The organism is Mycobacterium sp. NGS33 (genome assembly GCF_059812885.1).
Map to the genome: position 1 here is coordinate 94,478 of NZ_JCALDN010000010.1, position 26,995 is coordinate 121,472.

The following is a 26,995-nucleotide window of genomic DNA, read 5'->3' on the forward strand; positions in this document are numbered from 1 at the left end:
TACCTCTCACGCGGCTACCATCGCACGAGCGAGAACGGCCAACTGTTGCTGCCCCCCGGTCCGCCGCCGCAGCCGGTGTCGAACGTCGAGTCGACCTGACCCGCCAGCGTCACCGGATCCCACGAGTAGACGTCATGCGAGGGAAAGAACTGGACCACGCAACGTACTCCGAAGGGGTCGTCAGCGGTCATGGTGTAGCGGCCGTTGGACAGGTGGGCGTCTGCCCGCCAGGGCGCCGCCTGCCCGTTGGGCTGCGGGGTCGCGTACACCTGCAGACATCCCGGCGCTGGCTGGACGCACGGGCTAATCGACCAAACCCAGAAGTGGCCGGGATCCCGGTTCGTATTTACGCTGTAGTTGGCAAACAGCATGTCCGCGTGGGCGATCGGCGTGACGGTCAGCGCGGCCATGGCAAGCGCAAGGCTCACTGCGAAAGTCTTCACCGTTGCGTCTCCCATCTATGCTCCCGCAATTGCCCCAAATATAGGGCGTGGTCGCGCTGAACAGACCCACTCGTAGAAATTGTGATCGGCTCAGTCGATGACCGCGGCTTCCTTACGCTCGGTGATCGGTCTGGCGAGTTCTTGCTCGTCGCAGATGCGTTGCAGCTTCTCAAGCGTTTCTTCGAGGCCGGCTCCGACCTTACGGCCAGGCGTGAAGGTGGCCGGCAGTTTGCGCATGCCCTGGATGACACCGATGGTCTCGTAATGAATGGTGCCCTCCGGGTCGCACTTGTAGTCGGGCATCCGGTCAAGCACCGCGGTGAGCATAGATTTGAACACCGTGCGCGCAACGTTCGAGCCGATACAGCGGTGCACACCCAGCCCGAAGCTGAAATGCCGGTTGCCTTTGCGGTCGAGGATGATCTGGTCCGGGTCGTGGAACACCGAGGGGTCGCGATTGGCCATCGCCCACGAAATCCACAGCCGCTCACCCTCTTTGAACCGGGTGCCGTCGAGTTCGGTGTCCTCGGAGAAGGTCCGGCCGTCTCCGGGCGCCGGGGTGAAGTAGCGCAGGAACTCCTCGGTCGCCGGGTCGAGCAGGGTCTTGCGCTCGTCGCTGAGCAGCTGTCGCTGCTCCGGATGCTCCGAAAGCCATTCCAGCGAGTGGGCGGTCAGGGCGGTCGTGGTGTCGAAGCCGCCGCCGATGACCAGGCCGAGGTTGCCCAGGATTTCCAGCTCCGGGGCGGGCTCACCGTCGATGCGCATCTCGAGCAGACCGTTGACGATTCCGGGCCGCGGGTTCGCGCGGATCTCGATCATGTTGTTGACCATGTCGAGCCCCATCTCGCGATGCATCGCGGTGACCCGCTCGATGTCGGGGGAGTGCTCGGGCGTGTACACCGCGGCGTGCACCGGCTCGCTGTACATGTTCCACTTCTTCAGCGGGATGCCCAGCATCGCCAGCGTGAACACGGCGGGCACGATGTTGGCCAGGTCGTCCACGAAGTCGATGCGGCCGCTTTCGATCTTCTCGTCGAGGCAGGCGCGCGTCACGTCGTCGATGAACGGTTCCCAGCGCTTGATCGCCGCGGGTGACAGATACGGGTTGAGCACGGTGCGGTAGGTGCGGTGTTCGGGGTCGTCCATCTCCAGGATCCCGCCGCGCACCGCGCTGACCCGGCTGGCCGTGGGGATCGAAATGCCCTTGTAGCCGCGGCGTTCGCCGTGGATGTCGTGATCGTTGGAGACGGCGGGACAGCGGGCCAACTCGAACACCTCGTGACTGCCGGCCGCGACCCAGTGGCCGCCATAGGTGTCGGTCCAGGCCATCGGGCACTTGGCGTGCATCTCTTCGGTGATCGCCTTGAACTTCGACCGGTACTCCGAGGAGTGCCGGTCGAAGTGGTACCGGTTCTTCTTGCGGTCGCTGTCATTGACGACGTCGTCGACGCTCAACGCTTGTCTCCCTATGTGTTGCCGTAGCTACGAACCCGATACCGGCTCAGGCGTCGTCGGTGATCATGATGGCCTGCTCCGGGCAGGACTGCGCGGCCTCGCGCACCTGGTCCTCGCGATCGCCGGGCACCACCTCGTCGACCGCCGACGAACTGCCGTCGATGTCGCTGAGCTGAAACGATTCCGGCGCGATCATCGCGCACAGGGTATGGCCCTGGCACCGCTGCGAATCCACCCAGACCTTCACGGGTTTTCTCCTCTCACCTGACGCTGGTTACCGGGCACCGCTGGCGAATCGCCACCGCTCAGGTGTTGCGGCCGCCGTTGACGCCCAAGATCTGACCGGTGATGTAGCCGGCTTCCTCGGACACCAGAAACGCGCATGCCGCCGCGATGTCCTCGGGGGTGCCCATCCGGCGCACCGGCGTCCGCGCGATGGTCTCGTCGATATCGCCGAGGAATCCGTTCTTCTCGGCGGCGCGCAGCATCGGGGTGTCGATGAATCCCGGCGGCACCGCGTTGACCGTAATGCCCTTGGGCCCGTACTCGAGCGCCAGCGACTTCGTCAGGCCGTTGACCGCCGACTTGGCCGCCACGTAGTGACTCATGTACGGCGCACCGGAGTGCGTGCTCGACGACGAGATGTTGACGATGCGTCCCCAGCCCGCCTCGACCATGTCGGGCAGCACCGCCTGGACGGTATGGAAGACGCCGTTGAGGTTGACGTCGATCACCCGCTGCCAGTCCTCGAACGTGATGTTGTTGAACTTCTTGAACCCGTCGAGGCCGGCGGCGTTGACCAGAACCGTCACCGGCCCGAGTTGCGCGCGGATGGCCGACAGCGCCCCATCCAGTTGCGATCGATCGGTGACGTCGGCGGTAAACGCGAAATCGGCGTCCGACGGCCGCAGGTCGATGGCGGCGACGTTCAAACCGTCGGCCCGCAGGCGTTCGACGACGGCGAGGCCGATGCCGGAACCGCCGCCGGTGACTACCGCAGTCTTCATGTCGAGGCCTCTACTCCGAAGGGGGCCATTTCAGTCACAAAGAATCTCCCTTGCAATTATGAGAACCTTACTCTCCGCGCGGAGCGGCGTGCAACATGCGCCTAACACCGCGTCCGGCCTGCGGGGAAAGGCCCTGGCCGGCAGTGTACGGCCGGTTCCGGCCCTGGTCAGCACCCCGATCTCAATCCTGAGACTTTCTTGAATTATCGAAAGGCGAATGTAAGATTCGCCGGGAGAGAGAATGAAATTATCGTGATCGCCACCACACTAGGGGGTACGGAATGCCTGCCCAGGACACGGCAGAGCCCGCCGCGCAGACCGTCGCGGATGCCGCGCCCGAGTCCCACGTCGACCGCCGTCTGTTGATCGATGGCCGGCTGGTCAGCGCGGACAGCGCGTTCCCCTCGATCAACCCCGCGACGGGCGCGGTCATCGGGCATGCGCCGGACGCCGGCGGCGAGCAGGCCCAAGCCGCGATCGCGGCGGCCCGGCGGGCGTTCGACGAGACCAGCTGGCCCACCGACGTCGAGTTGCGGATCCGCTGCCTCGACCAGTTGCATCAGGCGCTCGTCGACCACGCCGACGAGTTGCGCGACCTCACGATCGCCGAAGTGGGCGCCACCCGTGTGCTGACCCAGGGCGCCCAGCTCGATGAGCCGATCGGCATCGTGCGGTTCTACGCGGACCTGCTGCGGACCTATCAGTTCACCGAGGACCTCGGCGAAAAAGAATCGCGAGGCATGCGCCACCACCGCTGGGTGGAAAAGGAAGCCGCCGGGGTGGTCGGGGCCATCATCGCCTACAACTATCCCAACCAGCTCGCGCTGGCGAAGCTCGCCCCCGCGCTGGCCGCCGGATGCACCGTGGTGCTCAAGGGCGCCCCGGACACACCCCTGGTCACGCTGGCGCTCGGTGAGCTGATCGCCAACCACACCGACATCCCCGCCGGGGTGGTGAACGTACTCAGCTCGTCGGATCCGGCTTCCGGAGTCGCCCTGACCACCAGCCCGGACGTCGACGTCATCACCTTCACCGGATCGACCGCGGTGGGGCGCAAGATCATGGCCGCCGCGAGCGACACCGTCAAGCGCGTCTTTCTGGAGTTGGGCGGCAAGTCGGCGGCGATCGTGCTCGATGACGCCGACTTCGCCAACGCGGCCCTGTTCGCGGCGTTCAGCATGGTCACCCACGCGGGCCAAGGCTGTGCGCTCACCTCCCGGCTGCTGGTGCCCAGGTCGCACCACGACGAAATCGTCGAACTGATCGCGCAGAATTTCGCCAAGGTGCGACACGGCGATCCGGCCGACCCCAAAACGTATATGGGGCCGCTGATCAACGAGCAGCAGCGGGACAAGGTCGACGGCATGGTGCAGCGCGCCGTGGCCGCGGGGGCCACCCTGGTCACCGGCGGCAAGCGACTCGATCCCGGCTTCTTCTATGCGCCGACACTGCTGACCAACGTCGATCGCGACAGCGAGATCGCGCAGGACGAGATCTTCGGCCCGGTGCTCGTGGTGATCGCGTTCGACGACGACGACGACGCCGTGCGCATCGCCAACAACTCGATCTATGGACTGGCGGGGGCGGTGTTCAGCCGCGATCAAGAGCGCGCGCTCGCCGTCGCGCGCCGGATCCGGACCGGATCCTTCTCGATCAACGGCGGCAACTACTTCAGCGCGGACACCCCGTTCGGTGGTTTCAAGCAGTCGGGCGTGGGTCGCGAGATGGGGGTCGCCGGGCTCGAGGAGTTCCTCGAGCGCAAGACCTTCGCCGTGCCCGCCGTCTCAGGGAAAGGAGCCGGCGCATGAGGCCGCTCGAAGGCATCCGCGTCCTCGAAGTCGCGATGTACGGGTTCGTCCCGTCGGCGGGCGCGGTGCTCGCCGAATGGGGCGCCGATGTGGTCAAGGTCGAGCACGCGGTGACCGGTGACCCACAACGTGGACTGCGACAGACCGGGATGCTGCGCGTCGAAGGCGACCCCAATCCGAACATCGAGCACGCGAACCGCGGCAAGCGCAGCATCGGGCTGGACATGTCGGTGCCCGAGGGCAAGGGAGTGCTCTACGAACTGGCCCGTCGCTCCGATGTGTTCCTGACCAGTTTCCTTCCCGCTCATCGGAAGAAGTTCGGCATCGACGTCGACGACATCCGTACGGTGAATCCGAACATCGTCTACGCCCGCGGCAGCGCGCTCGGCCCGCGTGGCACCGAGTCGGAAAAGGGCGGCTACGACATGACAGCCTTCTGGTGCCGGGCCGGAACCGCCGCCACCATCACTCCCGCCGGCATGCCGGGGATGATCGCGCCGCCCGGACCGGCGTACGGCGACACCATCTCGGGCACCAACCTCGCCGGTGGCATCGCGGCGGCGCTGCTCAAACGCGAGCGCACCGGCAAACCGTCCGTCGTCGATGTGTCGCTGCTGGGCAGCGGGCTGTGGTCGATGGGACACACCGTCGCGCTGACAAAGCATTTGAACCAGCGGCTGGAAGCGCCACCGCCGGGCGTGCACGGGGCGCCCAATAACCCGCTGGTGGGCCTGTACACGACGTCCGACGGCCGCTACATCTCCTTCGTGATGATGCAGCCCACCAAGTTCTGGGCGGACGTGTGCCGCCACGTCGACCTGCCCGAGTTGGCCAATGACCCGCGTTTCGACACTGTGGAGAACATCGCCGCCCACACCTCCGACGCCGTCGAACTGCTGACCAAGGCCATCGCCGGCCGCACGCTGGCCGAGTGGAGCGAGCGCTTCGCCACCCTCTCCGGGCCGTGGGCACCCGTGCAGGACACTCTGCAAGCGGCCGAGGACGCGCAGATCCGCTCCAACGAGTACCTGGTGCGGGCGGGTGAACTCGAGCTGGTGGCAAACCCGGTACAGTTCGACGTCGCAGCGCCACAGACCGGGCCGGCCCCCGGATTCGCAGCGCAGACCGACGAGATCTTGATGGAGCTCGGCCTCGACTGGGACCGGATCATCGAACTCAAGACGGCTGGCGCCGTCACCTAGGACTGGAGCAGCACAGACATGCTTGAGCCGAGCGTCGCTTCCGTTGGGACGCAGTTGCCTTGCGCCCTTACCCCGATCGCGAAATGCGCGATAACGGTTATGCATTTTTCGCTCCGCCCGGACGCGGCATGAGTCATAATCGCCGGACGCTTCAAGACGTGGACCCCCTCGTTTTGCAGCCAACTCACTCAACAAAACGGAGGACCGGCGTGCGTGGACCAGCGACTGTCACATCGAAGGTCGATGCCGGAAATTGGCTGTCCGCTGAGCATTTCGCCCTCGTCAGCGCGCGTTTACGGCTGTCAATTCTGATGAATTTACCGCAGCCGTTGCGGCAGAACAAGACTGCCGGTCTCGTAGCGTGGAAAGGGTCTGACGGCGATGGCAACTAAGGGCGCCGACCACTGGTCAGCGGGATTGCCACAGCTGAAACTCAAATGGGACTTCTCCGGGCCCATGCATGCCGTCGGCGCCTTGTTCGCGATGTCGGCCGATGCGGTCAAGTTCCTGTTCCGCCGGCCCTTCCAGTGGCGGGAGTTCTTGGAGCAGTCCTGGTTTGTCGCGCGGGTGTCGCTGGCTCCCACCTTGCTGGTAGCCATCCCGTTCACCGTTCTCGTCAGCTTCACGCTCAATATCCTGCTGCGCGAACTGGGCGCGGCGGACCTCTCCGGTGCGGGCGCCGCGTTTGGCGCGGTCACCCAGCTCGGCCCGCTGGTCACGGTTTTGATCGTTGCGGGTGCCGGCGCGACCGCAATGTGCGCGGACCTTGGCGCGCGAACGATTCGCGAAGAGATCGACGCGATGGAGGTGCTGGGCATCAACCCGGTGCAACGGTTGGTCACGCCGCGCATGCTGGCGTCGGGATTGGTCGCCTTTTTGCTCAACAGCCTGGTAGTCATCATCGGAGTTCTTGGCGGTTACGTCTTTTCGGTGTTTGTGCAAGACGTCAATCCCGGCGCGTTCGCCGCAGGTATCACGCTGCTCACCGGTGTGCCCGAGGTGATCATTTCGTGCGTCAAGGCAGCGCTTTTCGGTCTCATCGCCGGATTGGTCGCCTGCTATCGGGGCCTGTCGATCACCGGCGGTGGCGCGAAGGCCGTCGGCAACGCGGTCAACGAAACCGTCGTCTACGCCTTCATGTCGCTGTTCGTCGTTAACGTGGTCGTCACCGCAATCGGCATCAAGATGACGGCGAAGTAGGGCTGCCATGACGCTGAGAGCCGCATATCCGCGCTTTACCCGCCAACTCGAGAGGCCGGTCGCCCTGATGGGCCGGATCGGCGACCACACCGTGTTCTACGGCAAGGCACTCGCCGGGGTGCCCTTCGCCGCCACCCGCTACACGCGCGAAGTCGTGCGACTGGTCGCCGAAATCAGCATGGGCGCGGGCACTTTGGCGATGATCGGCGGGACCGTCGTGATCGTCGGCTTCCTGACGCTGGCGGCGGGTGGCACCCTGGCCATCCAGGGTTACACCTCGCTGGGCAATATCGGCATCGAGGCGCTGACGGGCTTCCTGTCCGCGTTCATCAACGTGCGCATCGCGGCCCCGGTGGTCGCAGGGATCGGCCTGGCGGCCACCTTCGGCGCCGGGGTGACCGCTCAGCTGGGTGCCATGCGGATCAACGAAGAAGTGGATGCGCTGGAGAGCATGGCCATTCGCCCGGTCGCCTATTTGGTGAGCACCAGGATCCTGGCGGGAATGATGGCTATCACGCCGCTGTACAGCATCGCGGTCATCCTGTCGTTTGTAGCCAGCCAGTTCACCACGACGTTCCTACTCGGACAATCGCAGGGCTTGTACCAGCACTACTTCAACACGTTCCTGAACCCGATCGACTTGCTGTGGTCGTTCCTGCAGGCCATCCTGATGGCGCTCACCATCCTGCTGATCCACACCTATTACGGCTATTTCGCCTCGGGGGGGCCGGCCGGGGTCGGCAACGCCACCGGCAACGCGGTGCGCACCTCGCTCATCGTCGTGGTGTCCGTGACGCTGTTGGTGTCGCTTTCAATCTACGGTACGAACGGCAACTTCAACCTGTCCGGTTAGCAGAGGAGGTGAAACGGGAGTGACTCAGAATGTGCCAGCTGGCCAAGGCAAGATCCTAGCCCCGCCTGCGCCCGCGAGTCATGTCCGGCCCGCCGGGCGAAGCTATGTGGCTCCCCTGCTCGGGCTGGCGACCGTCCTCATCATCGGCTTGATTTTCGCCGTGGCGGTGGGTCTATTTCAGGGCTCCTTCACCGAAACCGTGCCGGTGACCGTGATTTCGCAGCGCGCCGGCCTGGTGATGAACCCCGACGCCAAGGTCAAGCTGCGCGGCGTGCAGGTGGGCAAGGTCACCTCGATCGAGGCGCTGCCCGACGGCGAAGCGGCGATTCACTTGGCTATGGACCCGTCACAGATGCGCTTCATTCCCGGCAACGTGCTCGTCAACATCGCCTCATCGACGGTCTTCGGCGCGAAGTCCGTCGAATTGGTGCCGCCGGAACAACCCTCGGCGCAGCGGCTCCGTGCCGGCCAGACGCTGCAGGGCCAGCACGTCATGGTCGAAATCAACACGGTGTTCCAGCAATTGGTTTCGGTGTTGTCACACATCGACCCGCCGAAGCTCAACGAGTCATTGGGTGCATTGGCACAGGCGTTCAGTGGGCGGGGACCACAGCTTGGCCAGTCGCTGAGCGACCTGGATTCGTTCCTGGCCAGGTTGGAGCCAAGCCTTCCCGCATTCCGTCATGACCTCGCGGTCTTACCGGCTGTGTCCAACGCCTATGCCGACGCGGCACCCGACTTGATCAAAACCGCCGCCAACGCGACCCGAATCAGCAAGACGATCGTCGAAGAGCAGCACAACCTGGATGCTTTGCTGATCAGTGCGATCGGCTTGGCGGACATCGGCAACGACGTGCTGTCGACGAACCGCCAACCGCTGACGGACGTGATGCATCTGCTCGTGCCCACCACCGATTTGACCAACGAGTACGGTCCGGCACTCACCTGCGCTTTCGGCGGAATTTTACACATAGCGCACGGGGCGCCCTTGTCGGAACCCAGCATCAACATCTCGGCGAGTATCACGTGGGGCGCCGAACGTTACCGGTATCCGACGAACCTGCCCAAGGTCGCCGCGACGGGCGGCCCGCAATGCGTGGGTCTGCCGGTGCTGCCGTTCAATACGTCCCCACCGCAGCTGATTGCCGACATCGGCGCCAATCCGGTGAACTACGGCAACCCACAGCTGTTGATCAACTCCGATCTCCTCAAGCAGCTGTTGTACGGGCCGATCGCCGGCCCACCACGCAACTCCGCGCAGATCGGAGAACCTGGATGAGAACGCGCGCAACGCTGGTCAAGTTCACGATCTTCGCGGTCGTGATGGCGATGCTCACGGCCTTCTTGTTTTTCATCTTCGGCCAGTACCGCACGGGTGCGACAACCAAATATTCGGCGGTGTTCACCGACGTCTCGCGTCTGAAGCCAGGCCAGTCGGTGCGGGTCGCCGGGATCAGAGTGGGCACGGTCGATAGCGTGTCGCTGCAGTCGGACAAGAAAGTCGTGGTGAAATTCGACGCCGACCGCGCCGTCGTCCTCACTGAGGGCACTAGGGCGGCGGTCCGCTACCTCAACCTGGTCGGCGATCGCTACCTCGAACTCGTCGATGGTCCGGGCTCGACCAAGCATCTGCCTGCCGGCGGTCAGATCCCGGTCAGCCGCACCGCGCCGGCGCTGGATCTCGATCTGCTGCTCGGCGGACTCAAACCAGTTACCCAGGGCCTGAACGCGCGCGATGTCAATGCGATGACATCGGGTTTGTTGCAGGTATTCCAGGGGCAGGGCGGGACTCTCGACTCGCTGTTCGCCAAGACGACGTCGTTTTCCAATGCCTTGTCCGACAACGATCAAACCGTGCAGCAGCTGATCGACAACCTCAACATCGTGATCGGCACGATCGCCAAGGACGGCAAACAGTTCTCCGGCGCGATCGACCGCCTCGAGCAGCTTGTCAGCGGCCTGTCGGGTGACCGCGACACGATCGGGACCGCCATCGACGCCCTGGACAAGGGAACCGCCTCGTTGGCGGACCTGCTGGCCGAGGCGCGGCCGCCGCTGTCCGGCACCATAGCCCAGTTGAATAGGCTGGCGCCGATACTCGACGGCGACAAGGACCGCATCGACGCCGCACTCGGCAAAGCGCCACAGAACTACCGCAAACTGGTCCGACTCGGCGTGAACGGCGCCACCGTCCCGTACTACCTCTGCCAGTTCGGGCTTCGTGGTACCGACCTCTCGGGTAAGACCGTGCGCGCCAATATTTATCGGTCAGATGCAGGAAGGTGCACGGAACCCTAATGCTCAAGTATCGCGGAGCAGGGCTCGTCAAGCCCGGACTCATCGGCGTCGTAATGGCGGTGATGGTCATCCTGGTGGGCCTGTCACCCGACCGGTTCATCGCCTGGGCGACGATGGTCCGCTACCAGGCGCTGTTCACCGAAGCCGGCGGCCTTGTGACAGGCAACCCCGTGATCGTGTCGGGGATAAAGGTCGGCACGGTGTCGGACGTGAAGCTGCGCCACGGTGATGCCCTGGTGACGTTCGCGATGAAGGCCAACATTCTGCTCGGCTCCGAGACTTCCGCGCACATCCGCACCGGCACACTGCTGGGCGAGCGGATGCTGACGGTGGAATCTGCCGGCAGCGGCGCGATGCATCCAATGACTCTGATACCCGTCTCGCGCACGTCTTCGCCTTACTCGCTGACCGAAGCGGTCAGCGACCTGACGTCGGACACGGCCGGAACCAACACCACGGCGCTGAATCAGTCGTTAGACACGCTGGCAGCGACACTCGACCAGATTGCCCCCCAAATGGGGCCGGCCTTCGATGCACTCACCCGGTTATCGCGAACCCTCAACAGTCGCAACAAAAGCCTGGGTGAGTTATTCAAGAGCGCCGGCGATGTCACGGGGATACTTTCAGAGCGCAGCATGCAGGTCAACAAGCTCATCCTCAACTCCGATTCTTTGCTCCAAGTGCTGGTCGCGCGCCGGCAAGAGATTGTGGATCTGCTGGCCAGCACCTCGGTGGTGGCCAAACAGCTGACAGCGTTGGTGCACGAGAACGAAAGCGCCTTGGCGCCGACGCTGGAGCGGCTGAACCGGGTGACCGGAGTGTTGGAGAAGAACCGCGACAACATCGGCAAAGCGCTGCCAGGTCTCGCCAAATTCGAAATCACGGTCGGTGAGGCCATCTCCGGTATGTACGCCTACCAGGCGTTCGCCCCGAACTTCCTTGTCCCGCAACTCTTCCAGGAGTTGATCGACTATCTCTGGGGATTCCGAACTTTCGATACAACGAAGGGCCCCGGCTTCCCATCGCCGGTACCTCGGGCGCTGACGCCTTGGCCGTACAACTCCATTCCGCAGTGCCCTGGCTGCACGTTGGGCGGACGGATCGGAGGATCACAGTGACCTCCCGGATATCCCGGATCCCGCGCAGCCGACTGGCGGTCGTGACGGCGGTCGCCTTTCTCGCGCTGATCGTTGCCGGCGCCGCCGTGGTCGTCCGCAACACGTTCTTCGGACCACGGACGGTCACCGCCTACTTCACCACCGCCACCGCCATTTATCCGCATGACGAGGTGCGGGTTTCGGGTGTCAAAGTAGGCAGCATCAAATCCATCCAGCCCCAAGGCACACAGACCAAAATGGTCTTCAAGATCGACCGCGGCGTGCCCATTCCGGCGGACGCGAAGGCGGTGATCGTCGCCCCGAATCTGGTGGCGGCCCGCTACGTCCAGCTTTCACCGGCCTACCGCGACAGCGGGCCGGTCATGCGCGACGGGGCGGTTATCCCGGTGGAACGGACCGCGGTGCCGGTCGAGTGGGACGAGGTCAAAACCCAGTTGATGCGGCTGGCAACGGATTTGGGACCCAAGAGCGGAGTCTCGAGCACATCTGTGGGCCGGTTCATCGACAGCGCCGCCAACGCGCTCGACGGCAACGGCGACAAGCTGCGCCAAACACTCGCTCAGCTGTCGGGGACGGGCAGGATCCTCGCCAACGGCAGCGGCAATATCGTCGACATCATCAAGAACCTGCAGACCTTCGTCGGCGCGCTGCGCGACAGCAACGTGCAGATCGAGCATTTCAACGGCCGCCTGGCTACGCTCACCAGCGTGGTCAATGACAGCAAATCCGACCTCGATGCGGCGCTGACCGATCTGTCGACCGCAGTCGGCGAGGTGCGGCGATTCGTCGCCGGGACCCGCAACCAGACCAGCGAGCAGATCGCCCGGTTGGCCGATGTCACCCAGAACTTGGTCGATCACCACATGGCTCTGGAGAACATTCTGCACACTTCGCCGAACGCATTCGGCAACTTCTTCAACGACTACAACGCCGACACCGGAACCATCGTGGGCGGGTTCGGGCTCATGAACATGGCGAATCCCACCTGGGGCGGTCAGGTTCTGCTTTCCGTACCGGGCTGCACGCAAATCGGCGCCATCGAGAACATCACCGCGGTCGAATCGGGCAAGTTGTGCTCGCTGTTCCTCGGTCCCGGATTGCGGCAGACCAGTTGGAACAACTCGCCGATTCCGCTGAACCCGTTCATACAAAAGTCGGTTGACCCGGGCAGGGTTCTCTATACCGAACCGCGTCTGGCGCCCGGCGGCGAGGGCCCGAAGCCCGCAGCACCCGAGATCCCGCCCGAGGTGTCGGCCTACACCGGCCTGCCGGGTGATCCGGTGGGACCGCCCGGGGCGGTGCCACCGGAGCGCATACCGGGCGCGGCGATGCCGCTGCCGCCGCCTCCCTCGACGCCGGTGCCACCACCGCCGGCGCCGAACGTGTCGGGCATGCTGCTGCCAGACGAAGGGCCAGAGCGATGATCGCGCGGGTAGCGGCCCTGCGACGATGCGGGCCCTCGGCCCGAGGAGGAGCCGGGCCATCAGGATTCGCTCGTCGGGTGTTTGCCATCGGCTGTTGCGTGGTGGTGACGTCGACAGGATGCGCATTCCACGGCCTGAATTCACTACCGCTGCCCGGTGCGGTCGGGCGCGGGCCGGGGGCCAACATCTACCATGTCGAACTCCCGAATGTCGGTACGATGGAGTCAAATTCGCCGGTGATGATCGACGACGTCGTCGTCGGCAGCGTGGGTGCGATGAGGGTGCAAGGCTGGCACGCCGACATCGAGATCTCGGTCAAGCGCGACGTGGTGGTCCCCGCCAACGTGGTAGCCACCGTCGGTCAGACCAGCTTGCTGGGCTCGATGCATGTGGAGCTCAATACGCCGCTGGGTCAGTCCGGAAGCGGACGGCTTCAGCCGGGCGCCACCATCCCGCTCAGCCGGGCATCGGCCTACCCTTCAACAGAGCAGACGCTGTCGTCGTTGGGCGCGGTCGTCAACGGCGGTGGGCTGGGACAGATCGGGGAGGTCATTCATAACTTCTCGGCCGCGCTTTCCGGGCACGAGGGTGCGCTGCGCGATCTGATCACTCGGCTCGACACGTTTGTGGGAACACTGGACGACCAGCGGGACGACATCGTCGCCTCCATACAGGCACTGAATCGGCTGTCGGCAACCTTCGCCGACCAACGCGACGTCGTGAGCGATGCGCTGCGCAAGATACCGCCGGCGCTCGAGGTGTTGATCAAGGAGCGGCCGCGTCTGACGTCCGCCCTAGATCATCTTCGCATTTTCAGCCGCACCGCCACCCGGCTGGTCAACGACGCCCAGGGCGACCTGGTCAAGAACCTCAAAAACTTGGAGCCGACCATCAAAGCGCTCGCCGATGTCGGACCGGAATTCGGCGCGGCCGTCGCGGCGTCGTTCGTGTTCCCTTTCACCCAGAACTTCGTCGACCGAGCGGTTCGAGGTGACTACTTCAACCTGCATTTCGATTTCGATCTGACGATTCCACGGCTCAAGAAGGGATTGATGCTGGGAACCCACTGGGGGCAGCTGGATATGCCCGTGCCGCCGGTGCCCGGGGACCCGTATCGCTTGAATTACACGCTTGATCCGCTGCATAACCCGCTGAGGCCACCGTGGGTCGATCCCAATGCACTACCGCTGCCGCCGCCGCCGGGTGCGCCACCGGGACCGGGAAATTATGGGCCACTGCCCGGGCCGCCGCCTGCCGCGGCTCCGTTGCCCGGTCCGCCGCCTGCCGAGGCGCCGCTGCCCGACGCGGGCCTCAATCAAACACCGCAGCCCGCAGTGACGCCGCCGACGGGATCGGGTGGATAGATGCTGACTCGCTTCGTTCGAATTCAGCTGGCGGTCTTCGCGATCGCGGGAACCATCGGCGTGATCTCGATGGTCCTGTTCTACATCCAAGCGCCGACGCTGCTGGGCATCGGCCGGATGACGGTGACGCTGGAGCTGCCGGCAACCGGCGGCCTGTACCGGTTTTCCAACGTGACCTACCGGGGGGTTCAGCTCGGCAAGGTCACCTCGGTCGGTTTGACGCCGACCGGCGCGAAAGCGACGCTGTCGCTGAGCACTTCACCCAAGGTCCCCGCGGACCTGACGGCGCACGTGCTCAGTGTCTCCGCGGTGGGTGAACAATACGTGGACCTGCGGCCCAAAACCGATAAGCCGCCCTACCTGCGCGACGGCTCCGTTATCGCCTTGCGCGACACGACAATTCCGCAGCCGGTCGCCCCAATGCTCGAGCAGGTCAACGCCTTGGTCCAAAGCATCCCGAAGACCAAACTTGGCCAATTGCTCGACGAGTCCTTCGAGGGCTTCAACGGTTCCGGTTACGACCTGGGATCACTGATCGATTCCTCGAAGACGCTGTCCCGCGACGCCAACGGCGTCGTCGATCGTACCAAGGCCCTCACCGAAGACACCGGCCCGCTCCTGGACACCCAGGCGCGGACCACCGATTCGATCAGAACGTGGGCGCGCAGCTTCGCTGGCATCTCGGATACGCTGGTGAACAACGATTCTCACTTCCGCACCATCCTGCAGAAGGGCCCTGACACCGCGAACGAAGCATCTCGGCTTCTGGAACAAATCAAACCGACGCTGCCTGTGTTGCTGGCCAACCTGACCACCATCGGACAGATCGGCGTCACCTACCACCCTTCGATCGAGCAGCTGTTGGTGTTGTTGCCGTCGGGCGTCGCCGCCGAGCAGGCCGCTCAGGGTGAAAACCATCCCGATGGCAGGGCTTACGGCGACTTCGCGGCCACGGTCGATGATCCGCCCATTTGCACGGTCGGCTTCATGCCACCCAACACCTGGCGATCCCCGGACGACCTGTCCGACATCGACACACCCGACGGGTTGTATTGCAAACTCCCGCAGGATTCACCGATCGGGGTGCGCGGTGCCCGCAACTACCCTTGCATGGGCCACCCGGGCAAGCGCGCGCCGACCGTCGAAATCTGCAACAGTGACAAGCCGTACATGCCGTTGGCGATGCGTCAGCACACCCTTGGTCCCTATCCGCTGGATCCGAATCTGATAGCCCAGGGCGTCCCGCCCGATGACCGGATCACCGCCAACGACAGGATTTTCGGCCCGGTCGAGGGAACGCCGCTGCCACCGGGGGCTGTGCCGCGCGGCGCCCCCGCGGGACCGCGGGGAGAAAATCCGCCACCGGGCACCGTGGGAGCGGCTGTGCCCCCCGTGCCGTCGTCGGGACCGCCGGCGCTGGCGCCGATGTCGAGAATGTCGGCGGACCTTCCGGCCTTTGCGCCACTCGATGTCCCTGCGGCCGGAGAGCTTCCCCCGCCGCCCGCCGCGCCGGCGCCGCCTCCAGCCCCTCCCGTATCACCCGATGCCGCACCGGCCGACCCCGCGCCGGCCGACACACCCGGCGGCGGAGGACCCCAGGCCGCGCCAAGCTCGTTCGAGGCCAACGCATCTAAGCGTGCGCCGTCGGTCGTGGTGGCCAAGTACGATCCGCGCACCGGTCGCTATGTCGGTCCGGACGGGAAGTTGTACCAGCAGTCAGATCTCGTCGCTCCGAAGACGCCCAGGACGTGGAAGGATATGCTGCCCATCTGAATCCGCGCTACGGCGAAGGGGCCGAGGGGGGCGATGAGGCTACGAGGGCTTGGTCAGGAGAGCTGATCGAGGCGCAACGGCATGGTGATGTCAAGCCAGTTGTTTTGCCCGCACGCGCCGCTGGGGCCGACCGTCTTGTCCTTGCCCGACAGGACCGGCGACCCGATTTGGAACCCGCCGTTGTCGTTCACCGGGTAGAAGAAGAAGGTCTGTATTCCGGGAAACGCGGTACCGTCCTCGCACCGCTCCCAGTTCGGCACTTCGCGCCTGACCTTCCACATCTCTCCATCCTTCATATAGAGGGGCGCGCTCCATCCCTGGTCGCTCGTCACCGTGCCATGGCATTCCAGGGTCGAGTCGCACGTGGAGCTGATGGTCCATGCCTGGTAGACCGTCGGTTCGCCGAAATACTGATCATTTCGCTGAGCCCAATCGCCAATGGACGTGACGCGGTAGGTCCCGTTGATGGCCACGTCTTCCTTGGTTATGGCCCGGGCCGCGGGTGCAGTGCTCACACCGCCGAAAGCAGTGGCAGCAACCAGCGTTGCGGTGGTGAGTGCTTTTGCTGAACGCATCAGGTGCTCCTCGAAGCGCGTAATCCGAGAGTGCCTATGGGGCGCCTTTTCGCCGTCGGTTGCGGCGTTCTCGAGCGATGACGTTACACCGCTTCGGCCTGCCGGGTAACGGTTGGGACAAGATCTCCCACGCTCATCCGGATGGATCGAATTTCGAAATCAGCCAGGAACCATCGACTTTTCTCAGCGTGACCGAGACGCTGCTCTGCGTGTTCTCGGGATCCTTCTTTTGCGCGCTTTTTGTGGTCTGGTCGACGAAAACCAGCACGACGGCCGAGTCGGCATGCAATTCCGAGACTGCGGCCCGAATCACCTTGGCGGACGCCGTCAATTGGCCCTTCTCCGCGGTTGGCGCGACGACATCGTCGCTGAATTTACTGTAATAGGTCAGAATATCGCCGGTGAGATGTGATTTCGCGTTGGCGAAATCGCGGTTCAAATGGTCGTAGGAATACGACAAGACCGCCACAGCGCCATCTGACGCCGCCTGGACTGCCCGGCGCGCCGCGGCATCGCCGACTTGCTGATCCGGCCGGTACAGGGTGAAGTACACGCCCGCAGAGACTCCCACGGCCGCGGTGAGCAACGTTGTCGCGACGATCAAACGCCACCTCGCCAAGTACCGGCTGCCGCGGCGGCGAATCGCGGCCAGCCGGCGCGAGCCTGCCGGGCTCTCACCAGCGGGTGTGAGGGCGTTGTCGTCGGCGGGTGAAGCCTGGACTCCGTCAATCGTTTCGGTGCCGTCGGGCGGCGAGCCGTCTTCGGCAGTCATCGCAGGAAATCAACCTTCGACATCTTGAGCTGTCCGTCGTCACGATCCATGTTGACGGCGAGCCGAAACAAGGCCGGCGGCGGTTTCGCGTTATCCGGCCCGATGGGATCGGTTTTCGCCGCCACAAGCACGACTCCCGAGTTGTCGCTCAACGACTGGACGGCGACACCTTCGATGGTGACCTTGGTGCCGACCTTCGTCTCCTGGGCCTTATTCACTATCAGAGTCGACAGCACGGCTAGCTGATTCTTCTGGTCGCCCGTGGAGGCATCGATCGAGCGTTGGACGTCCTCCTTGGCATGAGCGGGGTCGATCGACATGAAAGCCGTGATCCCTTGCCGGGCGGCGGCGCTGAATTCCGCGGCCAACTTGCGATTGTGCACCGCAATGTGGTGCTGCCACAACATGTAACCGCTCGCGGCGAGAGAGGCCGCGAAGAGCAGCGAGCCGCCGACGGCCGCCACTGCTTTCCTCTTTGGGCGCCGCAACCAGCGTGGCCGCGACGGCCGCGAGAGCCGTAGCCGTTTCCGAGTCTTCGCGGGGGGCTGCTCGATATCCGGGGAAGCGCCGTCCTCGTCGTCCACGCCCCCGTTTTCGGCGGCCCGGCGCAGTTTTGCGAGGCGTTCTCGAGCCGCCGCCGCGCGCGCTTCCGCCGCGGCGACTTCGTCGTCTGCGTCCGCTTTCGGCACGGGCGCTGCGATGTCCGCCTCAACCCCACGTTGGGCGGGATCGATCGCTTCCGCCGCGTCATCACGTGGGCCGGCGGCGGGCCCCTCCGGATCGTGCACGGAGAAGCAGCTTATCACTGGGGTCCGGGCTCAAAGCCGTCGTCGGTCGGCTGCCTTCCCGGCCCTTACATGCGGAAATAGTCGCCCGCAGGGGATCGGGCCGGGGTGACGTTCGGGAAGGCGTCCCCCCGGCCGCGGTCCGGCCCCGCTGATCGTCTCCAACCAGGAGAATTTTCTTTCCAGGTGTGGCAGAGTGATCGGGTGCGATCAATCGTGGCTCTGGTTGCCGCGTTGCTCGGCGCCGGGGTCCTGGCGGCGCCGCCAGCCTCGGCGGGGCCGACCGTCTGCGACTACCCAGCTTGCACCCCGGGCATCATGCCCCATCAGGTTCTGGGTGCGCCGTGTGACAACACCACCTATTACGCCTTCGGTGTCGCCGACGGATACGTGTCCTTCGCCTCGGAGCCCGGCCGGCTGATGTTCTGCGGCTCGCCGAGGCGATACCAGCCTCGCTGGTTCCGCTCGCCGCCGATGGCGGGGGTCAAGGACGAAAACTCCGACTGCACGAACTATTTGAACTACGTCGCGCAGGCCCCCGATGGTCTGTTCCTGATCTGTATCGCCCACGACGGCATCTCGAGCTGGGTCCGCGCCGACACGTAGCCGCCGCGCTCAGTCGCGCAATGTGCGGGGCAGACCGAGCAGGCGGCGGCTCAAATCGGTAACCCGATCGAGCAGGGTCTCGTCGTCGATGTCGGCCACCAGCGGATGCATGACCGCGGTGCTGAGCGCGCCGGAGAACATGGCGGCCTCCACCCGCCCGTCGAGGCCCGCGTCGCTCAGCAGCACCTGGTACAGACGGTCCATGAAACGCTGAAACGGCTTGTGCTCGGCCAGCAACCGGACGACGACGGGATCGAATTGCAGCGTTCGCACCAGCCGGCGGTCGCGAACCGCCATCTCAATCACGCCCACCAACAACGCATCTCGCGCCTGCGGGCCGTTGTCGTATGCTTCGGCCGCCTCGAGGGCGGGCTCAAGGCGGCCCAGTTCGCGTTCGGTCACGGCGATGACGATCTGCTCTTTGGTCCGAAATTGATGGTAGACAGCAGCTTTCGTGATGCCGACGGCGTCGGCGATCATCTGCAGCGACGTACCGCTGACGCCGTGGGTGGCGAACAGATCCAGCGCGGCATCGAGTACCCGCGTGCGGGCCGGACTGTGCTCGATGAGCCAGAATTGCTCACCGATGTCCGGCTGCCGTGCTGTTCCCACGCACCGAGAGTAGACGACGCTATTGACCCTGGCTAGCCGATCGGCTAGCTTCGCTCACTAGCCGGGTTGCAACGGCGATTTCGTGCGGGAAGGAGTGCCGATGTCCGACGTCGGCGGAAACGATGCGAGCGGTAGCCAATCGGCGCGAACCGCCCGGCGGCGGACCGATGGCGAGCTGATTCTGCTCTGGACGTTGCCGGCGGCGCTGATCCTGTGGATCGCGTCCTTCTTCCTGTTTCCCGGGTTCAACCCGCCGATGTCACCCACCATGCCGGCCGAACAGGTGGCCGCGTTCTACCGCGATCCGGCGCATATCCCGCAAATCCGTTCCAGCATGATCCTGTTCAACTGGTTCGGCGTGTGCCTCGTGCCGATCCTGGCCCTGATTGTGCTGCAGATCCGCCGCATGGCGCATCAGACGCCGATCTTCTCCTACGCGATGCTCGGGTGTGCGGCCGGCGGTCCGACGCTGTTTCTCGTCGCCAACGTCTGCTGGCTGCTGGCCGCGTTTCGACCCGAGCGCAGCCCCGAGCTGACTCAATTGCTCAACGACCTCGGCTGGATCACCTTCACCATCCTGGTGCCGTTTCTCATCGGGCAGTGTGTAATCCTGGCGTTGGCAATCTATTTCGATGATCCGTACCGCCCCGTGTTCGCCCGTTGGGTGGCGCACTTCAATCTTGTGGTGGCGGCCGCGCTGGTGCCGGCATCGTTCGTCGGTGTGTCGTTGACCGGCCCGCTCGCCTGGGACGGCGTGCTGTCGTTCTGGGTGAAAAACGCCGCCATCGCCTTCTGGATCATCGTGATGGGCGTTGTCCTGGGCCGCGCCGTCTATCGTGATCGGACCGAAAGCCGCGGCTGCTCAGGCGAATCGGCTCCCGCATGAGCGCGGTGATCACGCCGTCGACGTCCCCGGCGGGCCCCCTGCATCGCCGAATCGGCTGGCACCTGCGGCGCGACCGCAAGCGAGAACTGTGGCTGGCGTGGGGGGTGCTCATGGTGTTCTATGGCCTCTTCTTCCCCATGTTCTTCATCGTGGCCCAGGTCCAGCCGCCACCGGAACCGACCTGGGACCTTGCGACGCAGGTCCACTGGTTCGCCGAACGTCGCCTCGGCATTCCCGTCGGCTTCGGCATTATCTTCGCCATCAGCGGCATGATCGCGGTCAACAACGCCCTCATCGCGTATTCGATGCGGCGCATGTCGGTCAGCCGTGCGTTCGCTTACTCGTATCTGCTCATCTACTCGCTCAGCGCGGTTCCCGGCATGCTGCTGCTCAACATCGCGCTGATCGTCGGCACGCTGCGCCCGGACCGCGACCCCCGGGCGATCGGTTGGCTGTATGACTTCGCGTTCCTGTCATTCGACGGGACGATGGGGGTGTTTCTGATCGGCTCGCTGATCTGGATGGTGGCGATCCTGCTCGACCGGAACAGGGTGTTCCCCAAGTGGTTCGGGTATCTCAACCTGTGCAACGCGCTGACCGAGGTCGTCGTGGCACCCTGCTGGATCTTCCGACGCGGCGTGTTCGCCTGGGATGGCGAGATCGCGTGGTGGCTGGACATGGTCGTGTTCGGCATCTACCAAGTCACCTTCATCGTCATGCTGTTTCAGATGATCCGCCGCGAAGACTTCGGGACCGGGGTACTGCCGGACCTGCCGCCCAAGAGGGCGGCGGCGCGGTGACCGGCCTGGCCGGCAGGCCCGCCCGTGCGAGGGCCGTGCCGGGACAACCCGACATGTGGGCCTTTGTCTTGTTCGAGACCCTGGTCTTCACAGCGTATTTCGGCTTCTACCTGTTCTCGCGAGGCCGCAATCCCGAGCTATTCCTGCAGTCGCAGGCCGCACTCGATCTGCGCGTCGGTGTCTTCAACACGTTGGTCTTGTTGCTCAGCTCATGGTCGGTGGCGCGCTGTGTCCAGTCGGCCCGCGCCGGCGCGTACCGGGCAGCCCTCCGCGACGTCTTCATCACGGCGGCGTTCGCCGCAGCGTTTTTGTCTTTCAAGGTGTTTGAGTGGGCGCGACTGGTCCACGGCGGACACGGCGTCGACAGCAACGACTTCTTCATGTTCTATTTCTTCCTCACCGGCATCCACTTCGTGCACCTGTTGATCGGCTTCGTCGTCCTTGGCGTCATCGTCTATCAACTTCGGAGCCCGGCGCGTCGTTCGCAGGAACTTGTCGAAACCTGCGCAACGTATTGGCACACCGTCGATTTCCTCTGGGTGCTCATTTTCGCGCTGCTCTACGTGGTGAGGTGAGCCAGTGAAATTCAACAAAAGACTGCTGTTCGTCTGGGTGATCCTGGCCGCGCTGACGCTGGCTTATCTGTGGATAGATCACACCGCCGGCGGGCTGCTGAAGTCCAGCGCCGTGGTCACGTCGAGCGTCATCGTCATCGCACTGGTCAAGGTGCGCATCATCTTTCGCGAATTCATGGAGGTGCGAGACGCCCCGGCACTGCTGTGCCGACTCACCGACGCGTGGGTGGTGCTGATCGCCGTCGTCCTGCTCGGCAGTTACTTCGTCGGGCTGCAGGCCCGGTAGCGCTCGCGCGCGACGAGTTCCTAGGCGACCGGCGCGATCGCGTCGGCGGTGGTGAACGTCAGGTGCAGTTCGCTCAGGCCCCGCAGAATGTACGTCGGCTCGTAGGTGTAACGACGCTCGGTGGCCGGCCCGTGATGGGCCTCGTCGATCTCGATGTGCGGCATGCGGTCCAGGATCCGCTCGATCGAGACACGGCCCTCGACGCGGGCGAGCGGGCCCCCTGGGCAGGAGTGCACACCGCGCGCGAACGCCATGTGCTCGCGGACGTTCTTGCGGCGCAGGTCGAACTCGTGCGGGTTGTCGAACCGCCGCGGGTCGCGGTTGGCGGCGCCCGGCAGGATCATGACCACGGTGCCGGCGGGGATGTCGACACCACCGATGCTGGTGGCCTTGCGGGCCAGGCGTGAGTCGCTCTTCACCGGGCTGTCCATCCGCAGCGACTCCTCGATGAAGCCGGGAATCAGGCTGCGGTCGTCACGCAACTGTTGCTGGATGTCCGGCCGGTCACCGAGCACCTGCAGGGCGGCGCTGAGCAGCTTGGCCGTGGTTTCCTGGCCGGCGGCAAAGAGGAACGTCGCCGAGCGCACCACCTCGATCACCGGGGGTGTCGACCCGTCCGGATACTTCGCTTCCGCCAGGAAGGTCAGCACGTCACCGCGGGGCTCGCGGCGACGATCCTCGATGTAGTTACAGAACTTGTCGTCGAGCCACTCGAGGGGGTTGATGCCCACCGACTCGTGGTCCAGGGCGCCCACGCGTGCCTCGGGGCGGTCGGCCCCCAAAACCTTGCGGAACTCCTTATGGTCTTCTTCAGGCACGCCGAGCAGGTCGGCGATCACCAGGGTGGCGAACGGCTTGGAATATTCGGCGATGAACTCGCACTCACCGAGGCTCAGGAACTCGTCGAGCTGACGGTCGGCGAGGCGCCACATGAACTCCTCATTCTGCTTCAGCCGGCTCGGGGTCAGCAGCTTGGCCAGCACGGACCGGGCCTTGGTGTGGTCCGGTGGATCCATGGTGACCATGTGCTCGTACATCGGGAAGGAACTGCGGTGCGCGTCGATCTGCGCGCTGATGTCGTCGCCTTCGGGCGTGAACGGGAGCGGCGGGAACGGCCCGCCGAGCGCGACGATGTTCGAGAACGTGTCGGGGTCCTTGTAGATCTCGCAGGCTTCGTCGTACCCGGTAACCGCGACGACGCCGTAGTGCGGCAGGCGCAGCACCGGGTTTTGGCTCCGCAGGTAGTCAAAGTACGGATGCGGATCCGGGACCAAAGTCGGATCGGTGAAGAAATCAATCGTCTCGAAGTTGGTCATCTTCAGTGCGTCCCCCTGGGCTGGGTCTACCGGTGGTGTTCGGCGGCAAGCGGTACCGCCGCCCGATCGCGAGAACGAAAATATGCTGAGCACCTGCTTAGCATGGCGGTAATGTCAGGGTCAAGATCGAGGGCGCCGGGCCACGATACGATCCGTATGGCCCGCACGGGATGGCACACAGTACGGAGCAGCGACATGACATCGGCCCGCAGGATCGGGGCGCCGGACGCGAAAAACCGTGGTCTGTTGCTCGATGCCGCGGAGCAGCTGATGCTCGAGGAGGGCTACGCCGCGGTGACGTCGCGGCGCCTCGCGAACAAGGCCGGGCTGAAGCCTCAGCTGGTGCACTACTACTTCCGCACCATGGAGGAGCTGTTCCTCGCGGTCTTTCGCCGCCGGGCGGAAGAGGCGCTCGAAGCGCACGCGCGACTGCTGCAATCGCCCCAGCCGCTGTGGGCGCTGTGGCGGTTCGGCACCGACCCCGCGTTCACCCGGATTTCCCTGGAATTCATGGCGCTGGCCAACCACCGCAAGGAGATGCGCGCCGAGATCGCGTACTACGCCGAGCGCCTGCGCGAGGACCAGCGCCAGGCGGTGACCGCCGCGCTCGAGCGTTATGGGGCGGTCAGGGACGACATGCCGCCCGTGGTGTGGACGGTCCTGATGAGCAGCCTGTCGTGGTTCCTGGTGCTCGAGCAGGCAGTCGGCATTTACGGTGGCCACGCCGAAACCGTGGAGCTGGTCGAAACCTACCTGCGTCGCCTGGAGGGCGAACCGCGACCCCTCGAAGGTATACCGCCGGCCTGGGTGGTTCACCAGTTCCGCAACGAGCAGAGCACACCTTTGGGCCCATCCTTGGATACAACGACGGCTCCGTCGACCGCCAAGTCGCAGTGAAGCCCCGGCGTGCCCGGTTCGGTACCCGTGCTCGCCACGACCATCGCGTAATGATCGGGGTCCGACATGTCCAGATCGAATCCCCACGGCTTGCCCGGGGCGAGGTCGACGTTGACGTGTGGGGTGAACGAGTAGGGGTTGTGGCTGTAGTCAGAGAATTTGTCGGGCTGGTGGTCCAGATAATAGATGCTGGTGTAGATCGGATGCTGCGTGGTGACGGTGTACTTCACGTGATGCATGACGGGGTCATCGGCGTGTGCCCGTCCGCTTCCCACCAGCACGCCTGCCGCCGCCAGTAGACAGGCCAGCCAGATGGCGGGGCCGACGGCGATCACCGTCTTGCACTTGATGGTCATGACGCTCCTTCGGCTGCCGTGCGCGATCTTGTGTTGCGGCTCATGACCCGATCTGCGGCCTGCCAGTGTGGGTCGGCAACCCATAGTCGCGCAAAGGATGCTATCGCCTCATCAGGAGAAACTCCGCGGATTACGCGCTTTATCTCCGTCGCCGGGCGGCGGGCCAGCGACCTCGCGACCGCTCGCCATCCCTCGTCGGGTGAGTCGAAGACTCCGCGGGGCAGCACTCGGTCGACCAGGCCGATCCGCTCGGCCTCGAGCGCGCCAATGGCGGTTCCGGAACCGGCCAGTAGCAGCGCCTTGCTCTTTCCGACCAGCGCGGCCAGCCGCTCGGCTCCACCCCAGGCCGGCATGATCTCCAGCTGCACCTGGTTGAAGGCGACCTTGATGTCGTCGGCGGCCACGCGGATGTCGGCGGCCACCGCGACTTCGGCGCCACCGCCGAACGCGTGACCGTTGAGCGCCGCGATGACGGGGGCGGGGAAGTCCGCCAACCGATCGCAGATGGACCGCATTCGTCGGGCCATCGCAGCGGCATCCTCCTCGGTCCGCAGCGCGCTTAATTCCTTGAGGTCACCGCCGGAGACGAAGGCTTTGTCCCCGGCACCCTTGATCACCAGCGCCTGCGCACCCGCAGCCGCGTCGAGCGCCTTCTCCAGCTGGTCCATGGTGTCCAGGCCAATGGCGTTGCGCGCGTGCGGACGGTCGATGGTGACCACGGCTAACCCGTCGCCGATCTCCAGGTCCACCATGTTCTTATTTACGCTCCTCGGCAAGAACCCGATATTGGCATTCTCTTCTGGCGAGAATAACATCATCACTGCAGGCTCAAGAACTTCGCCGGCGAGGATGGAGGTGACTCGATGCGGAACCAAATCGTCGTCGCTGCTGCGGTCCTGACCGTCACTTTGGTCGGGGCGTGCGCGTCGAAACCGCCGACCCAGCTCGCCAGCACGGCATCGGTCACCGTGAACGGTAACGACCGGACGTTCCACCTTGTCAAGTGCGGCCAACGCGAATGGACTCGCACGATCGACATCGGTAGCGATTTCGCCGGCGCCAAGCTCATCGTCGACGAAAGCGCGCAGCCGGCGATCGTGGAGTCGCTGCGCATTCAGAACCTGGGTGGCTTCAGCGGGATGTTCTCCCGGGGCGGCGATGGCATGGCCGACATGAGCATGACCGGCGACAACTTCACCGTCAGTGGCACCGCCAACGGCTACAAGACCGATAAGCCCAGTGAACCGGCCACCGCCACCTACAAGATCCACGTGTCGTGCTGACCGCGTCGAACCGCGGTTCGGCGGGGCCCACGTTGCGGTTCGGCGCCTGTAGAGAATAGTATTCTCACAAATCAAGAAGGAGGATTCCATGGGTCAGTTGTCCCACAAGGTGGACGTTCCGTTCCCGATCTTTGACGCCGATAACCATCTCTACGAGCCGCCGGAGGCGCTGACCAAGTTCCTGCCCAAGGAGTACAAGGACTACGTCCAGTACGTGCAGATCAACGGTCGCACCAAGATCGCCATCCGCGGCCAGATCAGCAACTACATTCCGAACCCGACCTTCGAGGTCGTCGCCCGGCCGGGCGCCTGGGAGGAGTACTTCAAGTACGGCAACCCGGACGGCAAGAGCAAGCGCGAGCTGTTCGGCGAGCCGATGCGCGCGATCCCGGCGTTCTTCGAGCCCGGCCCACGCTTGGAGACGATGAACGAGCTGGGCCTGGACAAGACGTTGATGTTCCCGACCTTGGCCAGCCTCCTCGAGGAGCGGCTGCGCGACGACCCGGTCGCCATCCACGTCCTGGTGCACGCGCTGAACGAGTGGCTGGACGAGGTCTGGGGCTTCAACTACCAGAACCGCATCTTCACCACGCCCGTCATCACCCTGCCGATCGTGGAGAAGGCAATCGAGGAGCTGGAATGGGCGGTCAAGCGTGGCGCCCGCGCCATCCTGGTCCGCCCGGCTCCGGTCCCCGGCTTCCGCGGTCCGCGGTCGTTCGCGGTGCCCGAGTTCGACCCGTTCTGGGAACGGGTCGTCGAGCACGACGTGCTGGTCGGCATGCACTCTTCGGACAGCGGCTACTCCCGGTACACCTCCGAGTGGGACGGCGCGGACCAGGAGATGCTGCCGTTCCAGACCAACGCGATGGGCATCCTCAACGAGTGGCGGCCGATCCAGGATTCGGTGGGGTCGTGGGTGATTCACGGCGCGCTCTACCGTCACCCGAAGCTGAAGGTTGCGATCGTCGAGGCCGGTTCGAAGTGGATGACGCCGCTGCTCGACGGCCTGGCCGAGGTGTTCCGCAAAGCCCCGGAGGCGTTCCCGAGCGACCCGGTCGAGATGGTCAAGAGCCGGATTCACGTCAGCCCGTTCTTCGAGGACGGCATCGACGATCTGGTCAACCTGGTCGGTGTGGATCAGGTGCTCTACGGCTCGGACTGGCCGCACCCCGAGGGGCTGGCGGAGCCGACCTACTACATCGAGGCGCTGTCGCACCTGTCGGTGGACGATCAGGCAAAGATCATGGGCGGCAACCTCGGTCGGCTCGTCACGGTGTGACGCCGGCCAACCAACCTTGGCA

The 26,995-nt window shown here is 64.7% G+C and carries 29 protein-coding genes; 18 read left to right on the top strand and 11 right to left on the bottom strand.

Annotation, left to right across the window (positions count from 1 at the left end):
- Nucleotides 1-14 precede the first annotated feature (14 nt).
- From AC5Y5B_RS17030 to AC5Y5B_RS17045, 4 genes are all read right to left on the bottom strand, one after another.
- Nucleotides 15-458 carry a hypothetical protein gene (locus AC5Y5B_RS17030; protein WP_205869001.1) on the bottom strand — a complete coding sequence of 148 codons (444 nt, stop codon included), beginning with the start codon at nucleotides 456-458 and terminating at the stop codon, nucleotides 15-17.
- Nucleotides 459-533: 75 nt separating this feature from the next.
- Entirely contained in the window at nucleotides 534-1,898 is a 1,365-nt protein-coding gene (locus tag AC5Y5B_RS17035) for a cytochrome P450 (RefSeq protein WP_112630978.1), read from the bottom strand.
- A gap of 46 nt (nucleotides 1,899-1,944) precedes the next feature.
- Complete coding sequence (locus tag AC5Y5B_RS17040) at nucleotides 1,945-2,145, bottom strand: ferredoxin (RefSeq protein WP_112630976.1); 201 nt, start codon at nucleotides 2,143-2,145, stop codon at nucleotides 1,945-1,947.
- 58 nt (nucleotides 2,146-2,203) lie between these two features.
- A complete protein-coding gene (locus tag AC5Y5B_RS17045) occupies nucleotides 2,204-2,905 on the bottom strand; it encodes an SDR family NAD(P)-dependent oxidoreductase (protein ID WP_112630974.1) in 702 nt (233 codons plus the stop codon).
- 281 nt (nucleotides 2,906-3,186) lie between these two features.
- On the opposite strand from AC5Y5B_RS17045, the gene AC5Y5B_RS17050 reads away from it, so the two are divergent.
- The 10 genes from AC5Y5B_RS17050 to AC5Y5B_RS17095 all read left to right on the top strand — a co-directional run bounded on the left by AC5Y5B_RS17050 (nucleotide 3,187) and on the right by AC5Y5B_RS17095 (nucleotide 15,945).
- Nucleotides 3,187-4,713, top strand: a complete 1,527-nt coding sequence (locus tag AC5Y5B_RS17050; protein WP_112630972.1) for an aldehyde dehydrogenase family protein — start codon at nucleotides 3,187-3,189, stop codon at nucleotides 4,711-4,713.
- Complete coding sequence (locus AC5Y5B_RS17055) at nucleotides 4,710-5,915, top strand: CaiB/BaiF CoA transferase family protein (protein WP_112630970.1); 1,206 nt, start codon at nucleotides 4,710-4,712, stop codon at nucleotides 5,913-5,915. Before AC5Y5B_RS17050 ends, AC5Y5B_RS17055 begins: the two co-directional genes overlap by 4 nt.
- A 381-nt stretch (nucleotides 5,916-6,296) precedes the next feature.
- Nucleotides 6,297-7,115 carry an MlaE family ABC transporter permease gene (locus AC5Y5B_RS17060; RefSeq protein WP_112630968.1) on the top strand — a complete coding sequence of 273 codons (819 nt, stop codon included), beginning with the start codon at nucleotides 6,297-6,299 and terminating at the stop codon, nucleotides 7,113-7,115.
- A 7-nt stretch (nucleotides 7,116-7,122) separates the two neighbouring features.
- Nucleotides 7,123-7,968 carry an ABC transporter permease gene (locus tag AC5Y5B_RS17065; RefSeq protein WP_112630966.1) on the top strand — a complete coding sequence of 282 codons (846 nt, stop codon included), beginning with the start codon at nucleotides 7,123-7,125 and terminating at the stop codon, nucleotides 7,966-7,968.
- A gap of 19 nt (nucleotides 7,969-7,987) precedes the next feature.
- Nucleotides 7,988-9,247 carry an MCE family protein gene (locus AC5Y5B_RS17070; protein ID WP_112630964.1) on the top strand — a complete coding sequence of 420 codons (1,260 nt, stop codon included), beginning with the start codon at nucleotides 7,988-7,990 and terminating at the stop codon, nucleotides 9,245-9,247.
- A complete protein-coding gene (locus AC5Y5B_RS17075) occupies nucleotides 9,244-10,266 on the top strand; it encodes an MCE family protein (protein WP_112630962.1) in 1,023 nt (340 codons plus the stop codon). Before AC5Y5B_RS17070 ends, AC5Y5B_RS17075 begins: the two co-directional genes overlap by 4 nt.
- Nucleotides 10,266-11,384, top strand: coding sequence for an MCE family protein (locus AC5Y5B_RS17080; protein ID WP_112630960.1), 1,119 nt, complete (start codon nucleotides 10,266-10,268; stop codon nucleotides 11,382-11,384). The genes AC5Y5B_RS17075 and AC5Y5B_RS17080 overlap by 1 nt, the downstream gene beginning before the upstream one ends.
- The gene (locus AC5Y5B_RS17085; RefSeq protein WP_112630958.1) at nucleotides 11,381-12,808 is read left to right on the top strand and encodes an MCE family protein; all 1,428 of its coding nucleotides are present in this window, start codon (nucleotides 11,381-11,383) and stop codon (nucleotides 12,806-12,808) included. The genes AC5Y5B_RS17080 and AC5Y5B_RS17085 overlap by 4 nt, the downstream gene beginning before the upstream one ends.
- Nucleotides 12,805-14,172 carry an MCE family protein gene (locus tag AC5Y5B_RS17090; RefSeq protein ID WP_430917548.1) on the top strand — a complete coding sequence of 456 codons (1,368 nt, stop codon included), beginning with the start codon at nucleotides 12,805-12,807 and terminating at the stop codon, nucleotides 14,170-14,172. Before AC5Y5B_RS17085 ends, AC5Y5B_RS17090 begins: the two co-directional genes overlap by 4 nt.
- A complete protein-coding gene (locus tag AC5Y5B_RS17095; protein ID WP_500005990.1) occupies nucleotides 14,173-15,945 on the top strand; it encodes an MCE family protein in 1,773 nt (590 codons plus the stop codon).
- 53 nt (nucleotides 15,946-15,998) lie between these two features.
- Here the strand turns inward: AC5Y5B_RS17095 and AC5Y5B_RS17100 are convergent, their stop codons facing one another.
- The 3 genes from AC5Y5B_RS17100 to AC5Y5B_RS17110 form a co-directional block, all read right to left on the bottom strand.
- Nucleotides 15,999-16,520: an Rv2253/PknI dimerization domain-containing protein gene (locus tag AC5Y5B_RS17100; protein ID WP_112630952.1), complete on the bottom strand. Its 522-nt coding sequence runs from the start codon at nucleotides 16,518-16,520 to the stop codon at nucleotides 15,999-16,001.
- Between the two features lie 133 nt (nucleotides 16,521-16,653).
- A complete protein-coding gene (locus AC5Y5B_RS17105) occupies nucleotides 16,654-17,292 on the bottom strand; it encodes an Rv1363c family protein (RefSeq protein ID WP_112630950.1) in 639 nt (212 codons plus the stop codon).
- A complete protein-coding gene (locus AC5Y5B_RS17110; protein WP_112630948.1) occupies nucleotides 17,289-18,080 on the bottom strand; it encodes an Rv1363c family protein in 792 nt (263 codons plus the stop codon). Before AC5Y5B_RS17110 ends, AC5Y5B_RS17105 begins: the two co-directional genes overlap by 4 nt.
- A gap of 213 nt (nucleotides 18,081-18,293) precedes the next feature.
- Between AC5Y5B_RS17110 and AC5Y5B_RS17115 the strand changes: the two genes are divergently transcribed.
- On the top strand, nucleotides 18,294-18,683 hold the full coding sequence (locus tag AC5Y5B_RS17115) for a hypothetical protein (protein ID WP_112631226.1): 390 nt from the start codon (nucleotides 18,294-18,296) through the stop codon (nucleotides 18,681-18,683).
- 9 nt (nucleotides 18,684-18,692) lie between these two features.
- On the opposite strand, the gene AC5Y5B_RS17120 is transcribed toward AC5Y5B_RS17115, so the two are convergent.
- The gene (locus AC5Y5B_RS17120) at nucleotides 18,693-19,295 is read right to left on the bottom strand and encodes a TetR/AcrR family transcriptional regulator (protein ID WP_112630946.1); all 603 of its coding nucleotides are present in this window, start codon (nucleotides 19,293-19,295) and stop codon (nucleotides 18,693-18,695) included.
- Between the two features lie 100 nt (nucleotides 19,296-19,395).
- Between AC5Y5B_RS17120 and AC5Y5B_RS17125 the strand changes: the two genes are divergently transcribed.
- From AC5Y5B_RS17125 to AC5Y5B_RS17140, 4 genes are read left to right on the top strand one after another with little or no spacing between them, the layout of a single operon-like run.
- Complete coding sequence (locus tag AC5Y5B_RS17125; protein WP_500005991.1) at nucleotides 19,396-20,181, top strand: hypothetical protein; 786 nt, start codon at nucleotides 19,396-19,398, stop codon at nucleotides 20,179-20,181.
- The gene (locus AC5Y5B_RS17130; protein ID WP_112630943.1) at nucleotides 20,178-20,981 is read left to right on the top strand and encodes a hypothetical protein; all 804 of its coding nucleotides are present in this window, start codon (nucleotides 20,178-20,180) and stop codon (nucleotides 20,979-20,981) included. Before AC5Y5B_RS17125 ends, AC5Y5B_RS17130 begins: the two co-directional genes overlap by 4 nt.
- Complete coding sequence (locus AC5Y5B_RS17135; RefSeq protein ID WP_112630941.1) at nucleotides 20,978-21,556, top strand: cytochrome c oxidase subunit 3 family protein; 579 nt, start codon at nucleotides 20,978-20,980, stop codon at nucleotides 21,554-21,556. The genes AC5Y5B_RS17130 and AC5Y5B_RS17135 overlap by 4 nt, the downstream gene beginning before the upstream one ends.
- 4 nt (nucleotides 21,557-21,560) lie before the next feature.
- A complete protein-coding gene (locus tag AC5Y5B_RS17140; protein WP_500005992.1) occupies nucleotides 21,561-21,842 on the top strand; it encodes a cytochrome C oxidase subunit IV family protein in 282 nt (93 codons plus the stop codon).
- Between the two features lie 20 nt (nucleotides 21,843-21,862).
- Here the strand turns inward: AC5Y5B_RS17140 and AC5Y5B_RS17145 are convergent, their stop codons facing one another.
- The gene (locus tag AC5Y5B_RS17145; protein WP_112630937.1) at nucleotides 21,863-23,158 is read right to left on the bottom strand and encodes a cytochrome P450; all 1,296 of its coding nucleotides are present in this window, start codon (nucleotides 23,156-23,158) and stop codon (nucleotides 21,863-21,865) included.
- 195 nt (nucleotides 23,159-23,353) lie between these two features.
- On the opposite strand from AC5Y5B_RS17145, the gene AC5Y5B_RS17150 reads away from it, so the two are divergent.
- Nucleotides 23,354-24,055, top strand: coding sequence for a TetR/AcrR family transcriptional regulator (locus AC5Y5B_RS17150; protein ID WP_112630935.1), 702 nt, complete (start codon nucleotides 23,354-23,356; stop codon nucleotides 24,053-24,055).
- On the opposite strand, the gene AC5Y5B_RS17155 is transcribed toward AC5Y5B_RS17150, so the two are convergent.
- Both AC5Y5B_RS17155 and AC5Y5B_RS17160 read right to left on the bottom strand, forming a co-directional pair.
- Nucleotides 23,971-24,411, bottom strand: coding sequence for an Rv2576c family protein (locus AC5Y5B_RS17155; RefSeq protein ID WP_500005993.1), 441 nt, complete (start codon nucleotides 24,409-24,411; stop codon nucleotides 23,971-23,973). The genes AC5Y5B_RS17150 and AC5Y5B_RS17155 overlap by 85 nt on opposite strands.
- Nucleotides 24,408-25,163: an enoyl-CoA hydratase/isomerase family protein gene (locus AC5Y5B_RS17160; protein ID WP_112630933.1), complete on the bottom strand. Its 756-nt coding sequence runs from the start codon at nucleotides 25,161-25,163 to the stop codon at nucleotides 24,408-24,410. Before AC5Y5B_RS17160 ends, AC5Y5B_RS17155 begins: the two co-directional genes overlap by 4 nt.
- 111 nt (nucleotides 25,164-25,274) lie before the next feature.
- Here AC5Y5B_RS17160 and AC5Y5B_RS17165 point away from each other — a divergent pair, with 111 nt between their 5' ends.
- Both AC5Y5B_RS17165 and AC5Y5B_RS17170 read left to right on the top strand, forming a co-directional pair.
- Nucleotides 25,275-25,694 carry a lipoprotein LpqH gene (locus tag AC5Y5B_RS17165; RefSeq protein WP_112630931.1) on the top strand — a complete coding sequence of 140 codons (420 nt, stop codon included), beginning with the start codon at nucleotides 25,275-25,277 and terminating at the stop codon, nucleotides 25,692-25,694.
- 88 nt (nucleotides 25,695-25,782) lie between these two features.
- Complete coding sequence (locus tag AC5Y5B_RS17170; protein ID WP_112630929.1) at nucleotides 25,783-26,973, top strand: amidohydrolase family protein; 1,191 nt, start codon at nucleotides 25,783-25,785, stop codon at nucleotides 26,971-26,973.
- The last annotated feature ends 22 nt before the right edge of the window (nucleotides 26,974-26,995 follow it).

What these genes read in the sequence shown, in the direction of transcription:
- AC5Y5B_RS17030 (WP_205869001.1), bottom strand. Translation starts at nt 458, where the DNA reads ATGGGAGACGCAACGGTGAAGACTTTCGCAGTGAGCCTTGCGCTTGCC.
- AC5Y5B_RS17045 (WP_112630974.1), bottom strand. Translation starts at nt 2,905, where the DNA reads ATGAAGACTGCGGTAGTCACCGGCGGCGGTTCCGGCATCGGCCTCGCC.
- AC5Y5B_RS17050 (WP_112630972.1), top strand. Translation starts at nt 3,187, where the DNA reads ATGCCTGCCCAGGACACGGCAGAGCCCGCCGCGCAGACCGTCGCGGAT.
- AC5Y5B_RS17055 (WP_112630970.1), top strand. Translation starts at nt 4,710, where the DNA reads ATGAGGCCGCTCGAAGGCATCCGCGTCCTCGAAGTCGCGATGTACGGG.
- AC5Y5B_RS17060 (WP_112630968.1), top strand. Translation starts at nt 6,297, where the DNA reads ATGGCAACTAAGGGCGCCGACCACTGGTCAGCGGGATTGCCACAGCTG.
- AC5Y5B_RS17065 (WP_112630966.1), top strand. Translation starts at nt 7,123, where the DNA reads ATGACGCTGAGAGCCGCATATCCGCGCTTTACCCGCCAACTCGAGAGG.
- AC5Y5B_RS17075 (WP_112630962.1), top strand. Translation starts at nt 9,244, where the DNA reads ATGAGAACGCGCGCAACGCTGGTCAAGTTCACGATCTTCGCGGTCGTG.
- AC5Y5B_RS17080 (WP_112630960.1), top strand. Translation starts at nt 10,266, where the DNA reads ATGCTCAAGTATCGCGGAGCAGGGCTCGTCAAGCCCGGACTCATCGGC.
- AC5Y5B_RS17090 (WP_430917548.1), top strand. Translation starts at nt 12,805, where the DNA reads ATGATCGCGCGGGTAGCGGCCCTGCGACGATGCGGGCCCTCGGCCCGA.
- AC5Y5B_RS17095 (WP_500005990.1), top strand. Translation starts at nt 14,173, where the DNA reads ATGCTGACTCGCTTCGTTCGAATTCAGCTGGCGGTCTTCGCGATCGCG.
- AC5Y5B_RS17100 (WP_112630952.1), bottom strand. Translation starts at nt 16,520, where the DNA reads ATGCGTTCAGCAAAAGCACTCACCACCGCAACGCTGGTTGCTGCCACT.
- AC5Y5B_RS17105 (WP_112630950.1), bottom strand. Translation starts at nt 17,292, where the DNA reads ATGACTGCCGAAGACGGCTCGCCGCCCGACGGCACCGAAACGATTGAC.
- AC5Y5B_RS17125 (WP_500005991.1), top strand. Translation starts at nt 19,396, where the DNA reads ATGTCCGACGTCGGCGGAAACGATGCGAGCGGTAGCCAATCGGCGCGA.
- AC5Y5B_RS17130 (WP_112630943.1), top strand. Translation starts at nt 20,178, where the DNA reads ATGAGCGCGGTGATCACGCCGTCGACGTCCCCGGCGGGCCCCCTGCAT.
- AC5Y5B_RS17145 (WP_112630937.1), bottom strand. Translation starts at nt 23,158, where the DNA reads ATGACCAACTTCGAGACGATTGATTTCTTCACCGATCCGACTTTGGTC.
- AC5Y5B_RS17150 (WP_112630935.1), top strand. Translation starts at nt 23,354, where the DNA reads ATGACATCGGCCCGCAGGATCGGGGCGCCGGACGCGAAAAACCGTGGT.
- AC5Y5B_RS17155 (WP_500005993.1), bottom strand. Translation starts at nt 24,411, where the DNA reads ATGACCATCAAGTGCAAGACGGTGATCGCCGTCGGCCCCGCCATCTGG.
- AC5Y5B_RS17160 (WP_112630933.1), bottom strand. Translation starts at nt 25,163, where the DNA reads ATGGTGGACCTGGAGATCGGCGACGGGTTAGCCGTGGTCACCATCGAC.
- AC5Y5B_RS17165 (WP_112630931.1), top strand. Translation starts at nt 25,275, where the DNA reads ATGCGGAACCAAATCGTCGTCGCTGCTGCGGTCCTGACCGTCACTTTG.
- AC5Y5B_RS17170 (WP_112630929.1), top strand. Translation starts at nt 25,783, where the DNA reads ATGGGTCAGTTGTCCCACAAGGTGGACGTTCCGTTCCCGATCTTTGAC.